Origin of the sequence: Leisingera sp., assembly GCF_034669605.1 — a bacterium.
GTDB lineage: Bacteria > Pseudomonadota > Alphaproteobacteria > Rhodobacterales > Rhodobacteraceae > Leisingera.
The window spans coordinates 16,465-27,062 of the sequence record NZ_JAXMOX010000037.1 but is presented as its reverse complement, the minus strand read 5'-3'; the positions used below and the strand labels follow the sequence as shown (position 1 = coordinate 27,062).

At 62.7% G+C, this 10,598-nt stretch carries 9 protein-coding genes; all 9 read left to right on the top strand.

Annotated elements, in window-relative coordinates:
- Positions 1-1,186: mandelate racemase/muconate lactonizing enzyme family protein (locus VOI29_RS06855; RefSeq protein ID WP_416361490.1), on the top strand; the 1,186-nt coding region annotated here is incomplete at its 5' end.
- Positions 1,156-1,953 carry an SDR family oxidoreductase gene (locus VOI29_RS06850; RefSeq protein ID WP_323777052.1) on the top strand — a complete coding sequence of 266 codons (798 nt, stop codon included), beginning with the start codon at positions 1,156-1,158 and terminating at the stop codon, positions 1,951-1,953. The genes VOI29_RS06855 and VOI29_RS06850, both read left to right, overlap by 31 nt.
- A 122-nt stretch (positions 1,954-2,075) precedes the next feature.
- Positions 2,076-3,314 carry an acyl-CoA dehydrogenase family protein gene (locus VOI29_RS06845; RefSeq protein WP_323777050.1) on the top strand — a complete coding sequence of 413 codons (1,239 nt, stop codon included), beginning with the start codon at positions 2,076-2,078 and terminating at the stop codon, positions 3,312-3,314.
- Between the two features lies 1 nt (position 3,315).
- Entirely contained in the window at positions 3,316-4,188 is an 873-nt protein-coding gene (locus VOI29_RS06840; RefSeq protein ID WP_323777048.1) for an NAD(P)-dependent oxidoreductase, read from the top strand.
- Complete coding sequence (locus VOI29_RS06835; protein WP_323777047.1) at positions 4,185-5,357, top strand: CoA transferase; 1,173 nt, start codon at positions 4,185-4,187, stop codon at positions 5,355-5,357. The genes VOI29_RS06840 and VOI29_RS06835 overlap by 4 nt, the downstream gene beginning before the upstream one ends.
- Positions 5,358-5,392: 35 nt before the next feature.
- Positions 5,393-5,788: a carboxymuconolactone decarboxylase family protein gene (locus tag VOI29_RS06830; protein ID WP_323777045.1), complete on the top strand. Its 396-nt coding sequence runs from the start codon at positions 5,393-5,395 to the stop codon at positions 5,786-5,788.
- 28 nt (positions 5,789-5,816) lie between these two features.
- Positions 5,817-7,277 (top strand): aldehyde dehydrogenase family protein, encoded by a 1,461-nt coding sequence (locus tag VOI29_RS06825; RefSeq protein WP_323777043.1) that lies wholly within the window; start codon positions 5,817-5,819, stop codon positions 7,275-7,277.
- A 20-nt stretch (positions 7,278-7,297) separates the two neighbouring features.
- Entirely contained in the window at positions 7,298-8,488 is a 1,191-nt protein-coding gene (locus VOI29_RS06820; protein ID WP_323777041.1) for an acetyl-CoA C-acyltransferase, read from the top strand.
- Positions 8,489-8,508: 20 nt separating this feature from the next.
- Positions 8,509-10,596 (top strand): 3-hydroxyacyl-CoA dehydrogenase NAD-binding domain-containing protein, encoded by a 2,088-nt coding sequence (locus tag VOI29_RS06815; protein WP_323777039.1) that lies wholly within the window; start codon positions 8,509-8,511, stop codon positions 10,594-10,596.
- Positions 10,597-10,598 lie beyond the last annotated feature (2 nt).

Here is a 10,598-nt window from a genome sequence, read left to right as displayed (position 1 = left end):
CGGAAACAAATCGATCCACCGGGGCGGGCCTTATTGGGTCTTCGTCAAGGTGACGACCGAATGCGGCATCGTCGGCTATGGCGAAATTTACGGCGTGGTTTTCCACCCTAGGGCGCTGACCGCGATGATCGACGACATGTTCGAGCGTCATTTTGTTGGATCGGATCCGTTCAAGATCGAACGGCACTTCCGCCTTGTCTATTCCGCCGGCTTCTCTCAGCGCCCCGATCCTACCGTGATGGGCATCTTCAGCGGCATCGAGATGGCGCTGTGGGATATTATCGGCAAGGCGCTCGACAAGCCGGTTTACGAATTGCTCGGTGGGAAGGTGCACGAACGCCTGCGCAGCTACACTTATCTGAATGCCCCGCCAGATGCTGTTTCGAACAAGAAGGTCTATGACGATCCGGATGCAGCGGCAGAGCGGGCGCTGGAATACGTCGCGCAAGGCTTTACCGCGCTGAAATTCGACCCGGCGCGGCCATACACTGCGTTCGATCCTCGGCAGCTTTCGATGGAAACGTTGGACTTTGCTGACCGCTATACCGCGCGCGTCCGCGAAGCGGTGGGCACGACCTGTGATATCCTGATCGGCACGCATGGCGAGATGTCTCCGTCAGGGGCGCTGCGGCTTGCACGGCGGCTCGAGCCGCACGATCCGCTCTGGTTCGAAGAGCCGACGCCGCCCGACAATATCGAGGGCATGGCGCGGGTTGCAGCCGGCACTCGGATTCCGGTGGCGACCGGTGAACGGCTGACCACCAAGTACGAATTTGCCGACCTCTTACGTCAGGATGCCGCCTCAATCCTTCAGATGAACCTTGGTCGTGTTGGCGGGATACTGGAGGCAAAGAAGATCGCGTCGATGGGGGAGGCCTTTCACGCGCAGATCGCACCACACCTGTTCTGCGGACCGATTGTCGGCGCAGCCAATATCCAGGTTTCGGCCTGTAGCCCGAACTTCCTCATCATGGAGGGGATCGAGCAATGGGGTGGCTTTCATGCCGAGATTCTCAAATCCCCGATCCGCTGGGAAGAGGGCTATATCATCCCGCCGACCGCGCCAGGGCTCGGCGTCGAACTCGACGAAGAAGTGGCCGAGGCCAATCCCTATACCGGCGACCGGCTGCAACTGCGGATGCAGGACACGCCCGCATGGCCCATACCAACGGAGACAAGACCATGAAGAACCCATTTTCACTAGATGGCAAAGTCGCCATCGTGACCGGCGGCAGCAAGGGGATCGGCCTGTCCATCGCCCATCATCTCGCCGCGATGGGCGCCAAGGTCGCCATTGCCAGCCGCAAGCTGGACGCCTGCGAATTAGCAGCCGAGGAAATCCGCGCCTCTGGAGGCGAGGCCATCGCTGTCGCCTGCAACATCTCGCGCCGAGACGAATGCGAGGCACTGGTAGCGAAAACCCATGAAACATGGGGCCGGATCGATATCTTCGTCGCCAACGCGGCAGTTAACCCGGTCTACGGACCGCTGGCTGATCTGACCGACGAGGCCTTCGACAAGGTGATGACCTCGAACGTGCACAGCGCGATTTGGTTCGCCAACGCGGCCATGCCGCACATGGCCGAGGCCGGGGGTGGCGCCTTTATCATCGTCTCCTCGATCGGGGGCTTGCGCGGCTCGGCCACGCTGGGGGCCTATGGCATCTCCAAGACTGCCGATGTGGGTGTGACCCGCTCGCTGGCGGTGGAATGGGGGCCTAAGAATATCACCGTCAACTGCATCATGCCGGGACTGGTGAAGACCGATTTCGCCCGCGCCCTGTGGGAAAACGACAGCCTGCGTGACGACCGCATCGCGCGCACCCCTGTCCGGAGGCTCGGTGAGCCCGAGGACATCGGCGGGGTCGCTACTTTCCTGGCCGGCCCGTCGGCCAGATTCATCACCGGGGAGGTTATCGTCGTCGACGGCGGTACCACCATCGTCGGCCCGTAAGGCCCGCGCTGACCTGAAAAGAAGAACTTCGCCGCGGGAGGTGGCGCAACGGCCCTTGTGTGGCCGGTGGTCTCCTGCGGCCTGACATAGGCCAAGAGCCGGAAAAAAGTGGAGTAAAATCAATGGATTTCGATCTGAGCCCCAAGGTGCAGGACCTCAGCGTCCGGCTGAACGCCTTCATGGACGAGCACATCTATCCCAACCAGGACCTCTACGCCCGGCAGTTGCAGGACATGGGCTATGGCGTCGAGCACTGGGAAAACTGGGGTGGGGTGCCGATCATCGAAGAACTCAAGCCCAAGGCGCGCGAGGCCGGGCTCTGGAACCTGTTCCTGCCCGACAGCGGCAAGGGCGGCGGGCTGACCAACCTCGAATATGCGCCGCTGTGCGAGATCATGGGCCGCGCGCCTTGGTCGGCCGAGGTCTTCAACTGTTCCGCTCCCGATACCGGCAACATGGAAACGCTTGAGCGCTTCGGCACCGAAGAGCAGAAGAAGCAATGGATGGAGCCGCTGCTGGCCGGTGAAATCCGCTCGTGCTTTTCCATGACCGAGCCCGACGTCGCCTCCTCGGATGCGCGCAACATCAGCCTGACCATCACCCGGGACGGCGACGAATATGTCATCAACGGCCGCAAGTGGTGGACCTCCGGGTCGGGCGACAGCCGCTGCAAGCTGTTCATCGTCATGGGCAAGACCGACCCCGATGGCGAGGACCCCTACCGTCAGCAGAGCATGATCCTTGTCCCCCGCGACACGCCCGGGCTGACGATCAAGCGCATGATCCCCGTCTTCGGCTTCTCGGACGCGCCGCATGGGCATGGCGAGATCATCTATGACAACGTGCGGGTTCCGGTCTCCAGCATCCTTCTGGGCGAAGGCCGCGGCTTCGAGATCGCCCAGGGGCGGCTTGGACCGGGGCGCATCCATCACTGCATGCGCATGATCGGCCAGGCCGAGGTGGCGCTGGAGAAGATGTGCAAACGCGCGCTGACCCGTAGTCCCTTCGGAAAGCCCCTGTCCGACCAGGGCGTCACCCGCGAGCGGATTGCCCAGTCGCGCATCCTGATCGATCAGGCGCGGCTGCTGACGCTGAAGGCCGCCGACCGAATGGACAAAGTCGGCAACAAGGAAGCCCGCAAGGAGATCGGCATGATCAAGGTGGTGGCGCCGAACATGGCCGCCCAGGTCATCGACTGGGCGATCCAGGCGCACGGCGCCGCCGGCGTCTCCAACGATTTCGGCCTGTCCTACGCCTATGCAAGGGCGCGTGCCATCCGGCTCGCTGACGGTCCGGACGAAGTGCACCAGAACCAGATCGCGCGGCTCGAACTGCGCAAATACCAGACCGAGGAGCGCTGATATGTCTGCACCCGAAACCATCGGATTCATCGGCTTGGGCCAGATGGGTGAGCCCATGGCCGCCTTCATCGCCAAGGGCGAGACGCCGCTGATCTGCTATGACCGCGTACCGGGCCGCGCACCCGAAGGTGCCACCGAGGCCGGCGACCTGGCCGAGGTCATCGACCGCTCTGACACAATTTTCCTGTCGCTGCCCGACGGCAAGATCGTCAACGCGGTCACCGCCGAGATTGCCGCGATGGACAATGTCTCTGGCAAGGTCGTTATCGACATGTCCACCATCGGCCCGGCCGCCGCGAAAGAGGCCGCCGCCACCATCCAGGGCGCGGGAATGACCTTTGTCGATGCGCCGGTCAGCGGTGGACGCCAGGGCGCGCTGAAGGCCGCGATCACCATCATCTGGTCCGGCCCCAAGTCACAGATGGAACGGCACCAGCCGATCCTTGATCTGTTCAGCAAGAACACCTTCCATGTTGGCGAAACGCCGGGGCAGGGGCAGGCGGTGAAGCTTCTCAACAACTTCTTGTCCGCCACCGCCATGGCGGCGTCTTCCGAGGCGGTGCTCTTCGGTCTGGCGCATGGCGTTGAGATGAAGACCATCATTGACGTGGTGAAGGTCTCGACCGGCAACAACACGGCCATCGAGGATAAATTCCCCAATCGCATCCTGACGGGCACATATGACGCAGGCTTCTTCGCGGAACTGCTTAACAAGGACGTTCGCCTTTACAACGAGTTCGTCCAAGAGGCCGGAACCTCAAACCTGTTGGGCGAACGTGTGGCGGAGGTCTGGAGCCTTGTCGAAGACAGCCTGCCGCCGGAATCGGACTTCACCCGGGTTTTCGAGGTCCTTGAAAAGAGGAAACGATCATGAGTTTCGAAATGCCGTATGAAGGGCTGAAGGTCGTCGATCTTTCGCAGGGGCTTGCCGGTCCCTATTGCGGGATGCTGATGGCCCAGCAGGGCGCGGATGTGATCAAGATCGAGCCGCAGGGCGGCGACTGGGCGCGCCTGATCGGCGGCGTCTACGGCGATCACACTGCCTATTCCATCGTCGCCAACTGCGGCAAGCGGGCGCTGGCGATGAACCTTAAGAGCGCGCCGAGCCGCGAGATCGTCGACAAGCTGATCGCCGAGGCCGATGTCTTCATCGAGGGCTACCGGCCCGGGGTGGCAGAACGGCTGGGTTATGGCTACGAGCGGCTGCGGGCATTTAATCCGGGGTTGATCTACGTTTCGGTTTCCGGCTTCGGCCAGTGCGGACCGATGCGTGACCGCCCCGCGATGGACCCGATGCTGCAGGCTTTCAGCGGCTTTGTCGCCGAGAACACCGGCATGGATGGCACGCCTCATCACACCCCGGTCAGCTATTTCGACATGTCGACCGGGCTCTATGCCCAACAGGCCCTCGCGGCGGCACTCTATGCGCGGCGTGATGCAGCCGAAGGCCGCAAGATCGAGGTCAGCCTGCTGGAAGCGGCGGCGAGCATTCAGGCGGTGCGGCTGCTTAGCGGTTTTCGCACCGGGCCGCGACGCGCCTCCACCGCGCCATCGGGCACCTTCAAGACCAGCGATGGCCATATCCAAATCAACATCGTCCGCGACCGCGAGTTCGAGACTTTCTGCAATCTGCTGAAGCTTGATGACCTGTGGGCCAACGAGAAGTACCGCACCATCGCCGGACGCTTGGAGGATATCAACTTTCTCTACGACTACGTGCGCCGGATCACCGAAGGCTGGAAGGCCCAGGACCTGTCGGACCTGCTTAGCGAGGCCGGGCTGCAGAACGAGGTTGTGCAGACCTACCGTGAATTCGTGAACCATCCGCAGGCCGAGGCAGTCGGGGTTTTTTCGTGGCTGCCGCAGGCCGGTGCCAACGACCCTTGGCCGGTGCCCAACATTCCCGGGCTGCCGTCCTTTGTCCCGGGCGATGATCTCGCACAATCCCCAACCGTCGGCCAGCACACCCGCCAGATCCTCGGAGAGCTGGGCTACAGCGAGGGCCAAATTGACACGCTATACGCCGAAGGTGTGGTCGCATGACCGGCCCGCTGGCGCAGTCCCAAGGAGCAAAACACATGAACAACGATCTTTTCGAACTCGGCCTCAAACAGCGCAAGGCGGTTGTCGGCGCGGAGTATGTCGAGAAAAACCTCGCCGCCGCGGATGATTTCACACTGCCTTTTCAGGAGGCGATGACCGCGTGGTGCTGGGGTTTCGGCTGGGGCGACGAGACCATCGACCTCAAGACCCGTTCAATGCTGAATCTCGTGATGCTGGCAGCACTCGGCAAGATGCACGAATGGGAAATCCATTGTAACGGCGCGATCAACAACGGCGTCAGCAAGGACGAGATCCGTTCGATCATCCACATCGTCGGCATCTATTGTGGTGTACCGCAGTCGCTGGAGTGTTTCCGCCATGCCCGCAAGGTGCTCGAGGAGCGCGGACTGCTGGATGCGGCCGACAAGTGAGCAAGAGACAGAACAGGAGGGCGGCGAAGTGACGACACTAGACAGGCATTACATCGACGGCGTTTGGACGGCCGGTCAAAGCGGACAGGCCTTTGCGATCATGAACCCGGCCACCGAAGCGCAAATCGGCACAGTCACTCTGGGTACCGCTGCGGATGTGGATCGTGCCGTCGCCGCCGCCAAGCGTGCTTTCGAGAGCTATTCGTGCAGCTCCAAGTCCGAGCGGCTGGGCTATCTGCGCGCGCTCAAGCAAGCGCTGGAGGACCGGACAGCAGATATGGGGCAGGCGATCAGTCAGGAGATGGGCGCGCCCATTACCCTGGCCCGCAACGCGCAAGCCGGATGCGGCCCGCGTCACGCCGACGCCTTCATCGCCGCACTTGAGGCGCATGAGGAAGAATACATGCTGCCGAACGGCGACATCATCCGCAAAGAGCCGATTGGTGTCTGCGGGCTGATTACCCCGTGGAACTGGCCGATCAACCAGATCGCTCAGAAGGTGATGCCGGCGCTTGCGGCGGGGGCGACCTGCGTTCTTAAACCATCCGAACACACGCCGCTTTCGGCTGCGATCTTTGCCGAATGCGTCCACGAGGCCGGCTTGCCGGCCGGGGTGTTCAACCTGGTTTTCGGGGACGGTGCTGGTGTGGGAAGCGCGATGTCGCGCCACCCGGACGTTGCGATGATGTCCTTCACCGGATCGACCCGGGCCGGGGCCATGGTCTCGCGCGATAGCGCCGAAAGCGTCAAACGCGTTGCGCTGGAACTGGGGGGCAAGTCGGCCAATCTGGTTTTTGCCGACGCCGATCTGGAAACCTGTGTGCCCGCTTCGGTCCAGCGCTGCTTTCTCAACACCGGTCAGGGTTGCAATGCGCCGACGCGAATGCTGGTCGAGCGCAGCTGCTACGACGCGGTGCTGGACCTTGCGCGCAAGACCGCTGAGACACAGGTTGTCGATGATCCGGCCAAGGAAGGCGGGCATATCGGGCCGCTTTTTGACAAGATGCGATTCGACCGGGTTCAGTCGATGATCCAGCTTGGCATAGACGAAGGCGCGCGGCTGCTGGCCGGTGGGCCGGGGCGACCGGAAGGCCTTGAAAAAGGCTGGTTCGTCAAACCGACGATTTTTGCCGACGTGAACAACGACATGCGCATCGCCCGCGAAGAGATCTTTGGCCCGGTGCTGTCGATCATCCCCTTTGACAGCGAGGAAGACGCGGTCCGAACCGCCAATGACAGCGATTACGGTCTTGCCGCCTATCTCCAGACCGGAAGCGCCGAACGGGCGCGGCGGGTCGCGGCGCAGTTGCGCGCCGGGGTCGTGGCGATCAACGGGCAGGGGGCCGCCTATGGCTCGCCCTTTGGCGGCTTCAAGCAGTCCGGCAATGGGCGCGAAGGAGGGGCCTTTGGACTTGAGGAATATCTTGAGGTCAAGGTGATGCCATCGATCGACGCAATGGCCGAGGCCGGCCGATTTACCGCCGCTTGAGCCGAAGCGAGGAGAAGACAATGCTGGACGCCTATATTTACGATGGATTGCGCAGCCCCTTTGGTCGGCATGGCGGAGCGCTTGCCGGGATACGTCCTGATGACCTCATGGCGCAGGTCATTGAAGCGCTGATGGCGCGCAGTGATCTGCCAGCCGACCAGATCGAGGACGTTGTTCTGGGCAATGTCTGCCAGTCCGGCGAAGACAGTCGCAACCTTGCGCGGTTTTCTGCCCTGCTTGCCGGTCTGCCGGAAGCGGTGGGTGCGCAGACGGTCAACCGGCTTTGCGGCTCCAGCATGTCGGCCGCGCTTGATGTGGCACGGGCGGTAACGGTGGGCGAAGGCGATCTGTTTGTCGCGGGCGGCGTGGAAAGCATGACCCGCGCGCCGTTTGTATTGGGCAAATCCGCGACCGCATGGTCGCGGCAGGGTGAAATCCACGACGCGACTGCCGGCAAACCCTTTCCCAACCCGCAATTTCAAAACGCCTTCGGCAGCGAAACCATGCCGCAAACCGCCGATAATCTGGCAGCTGAATTCGATCTGTCCCGCGACGCCTGCGATCTGTTCGCCGCGACGAGTCAGCATCGTTTTGAAACCGCACGTATCGGCGGGTACTTTGCGGATGAGATCACTTCGATCGAAATAGCGGGCCGCAAAGGCGCTGTTACGACGGTGGCGCACGACGAGCATCCTCGCCCGGATACGACATTGGGCAAGATGGCCGGGCTGCATCCGCTTGATCCCAAAGGCGTCGTCACCGCCGCCAATGCCTCAGGCATTAACGACGGCGCGGCGGCCTTGCTGATCGGCCGCAACGGGCTTGGCCCCGCGCCGCGCGGGCGCATACTTGCCGGGGCGGTTTCAGGTGTCGCGCCACGGGTGATGGGGATCGGCCCGGCCCATGCCATTCCGAAGGCGCTAGGCCGGGCGGGTCTGACCCTTGAGCAGATGGACGTTATCGAGATCAACGAAGCCTTCGCGTCTCAGGTGCTGGCCTGCTGCGCCGCGTTGGACATCGCGCCCGATGACGCAAGGCTCAATCCGAATGGCGGCGCGATTGCCGTCGGCCATCCGCTTGGTGCATCGGGCGCGCGGCTGATCCTGACCGGGCTACGTCAACTTGAGGCCAGCGGCGGGCGCTACGGTTGCCTGTCGATGTGCATCGGTTTTGGACAGGGCATTGCGGTGATCATCGAGCGTTTGGAATGAATGGCGAAGGGGCTGTAGCTATGAAAGACGAAACCAACGAAATCGCTGGGGTCGAGATCGAGGGCGATATCGGATTGATCCGACTTGCCAAACCACCCGTCAACGCGCTTGGTCTGGCGCTGCGCACCGCCGTTTACGAGGCCTTTCAGACATTGACGCGCGATCCTGCGATCCGTGCCATCGTGCTTTATGGTGAGGGGCGCTTCTTTTCAGCCGGCGCGGATATCAAGGATTTCGGCAAGGCGGACGTAGAGCCGACCCTACCGCAGGTACTGAAGGTGTTGAACGACAGCGAGAAGCCGGTAATTGCCGCTTTGCATGGTGTGGCCTTCGGCGGCGCGCTAGAACTGGCACTGGCCACGCATCTGCGGGTCGGCGTGACCGGCCTTCGGATCGGCTTGCCTGAAGTGAAGCTTGGCTTGCTTCCGGGCGCTGGCGGGGCACAGCGCCTGCCGCGGCTCTGCGGGCTGGCCAGCGCCATTGACATTATTTGCTCAGGGCGTGACGTGCCGGCGGAAGAAGCGCAAACCCTCGGCATCCTCGACCGGTTGGCCGACGGCCCGGCGCGAGAGGCCGGGATCGCTGTGGCACGCGATGTACTTGCGGGTGGTCTTGTCTCTCGGCGGACGGATGAACGCACGGTTGCAGAAGATCCGGCGGCAGTGGAAGTCGCCCGGAACCGACTGCAATCGAAGCGACCGACGCTCACGGCACCGCTCAAGGCTTTGGAGGCGGTCTGCGCCGCGACGCTGCCAATTGATCACGGACTTGAGAAGGAACGCGCGCTTTTCATGGAACTGATGGCGGGCGACGAACGCGCCGGGCTGGTCCATGCCTTCTTTGCCGAGCGGGCAACAGGTCGGATTCCGGAAAAACCGGCCAAGCCGCGTGAGGTAAACCGGGTGGCCGTTATCGGAGGCGGCACAATGGGGGTCGGCATTGCCACATCCCTGCTGATCGGCGGATATGATGTGGACCTGATCGAAGCGCAAAGCGCGCGTGTTGCTGACGCCCGTTCCGGCATTGAGCAGAACCTCGCAGGCGCATTGAAACGTGGCAAACTGACCGAAGAGTCTCACGAGGCCGCGCTCGGCAAGTTTGGTTGCACCGAGAATTTGGATGCTGCGAAGGATGCCGATCTGGTCATTGAGGCGATATTCGAAAACATGGAGGCCAAGAGCGGGCTTTTCGCCAAGCTGGATGCGATCTGCAAGCCTGGCGCGATCCTGGCGACGAATACTTCTTATCTCGACGTGAACGAAATCGCCGCGGCCACCGCCCGACCCGGAGACGTGATCGGTCTGCACTTCTTCTCGCCCGCGCACATCATGCGGCTGATCGAAGTGGTCGTCGCAGACGAGACCGCACCGGAATGCGTAGCCACTGCTTTTGCACTGGCACGCAAGCTCGGCAAAGTGCCGGTGCGCGCCGGGGTCTGCGACGGGTTCATCGGCAACCGCATCCTGACACAGTACCGCCGCGCCGCCGACTACCTGCTGCTCGACGGGGCCGATTTCGCCGGGATCGATGCCGCGTTGGAGGACTTCGGGTTCGCAATGGGCCCCTTCGCGGTCAACGACCTTGCCGGGCTGGATATCGCCAAGGCCACACGTGACCGCAAGGCCGCCACGCGCCCACCGGAAGAGCGCTATTCACGGGTGGCCGATCAGATCTGCGATCAGGGCTGGTTCGGGCGGAAAACCGGGCAGGGCTATTATATCTACGAGGCAGGCAAAGCGCCTGTAGCCAATCAGGGCGCGGTGAAGATCGTCGAGGCCGAGCGCCGGGTGCTCAACCTCAGGCCGCGCGCGTTCAGCGGCGAAGAGATCGTCGCCCGCTGCCTGACGGCAATGATCGCCGAAGCGGTGCGCGTGCTGGAAGAGGGCATCGCCCTGCGCCCAGCGGATATCGATGCCGTCGAGCTGTTTGGCTACGGCTTTCCCCGCCATCGCGGCGGGCCGATGCACCAGGCCGACCTGATCGGCCCGGCAGAACTGATCCGGCGGATCGAACTCTATGCAGTCGAAGACCCGCATTTCTGGCGGGTCCCTGAGTTACTTCGCGAGATGCAGTGCAACGGCCGCAATTTTGCGGATTTGAACGGATGAGC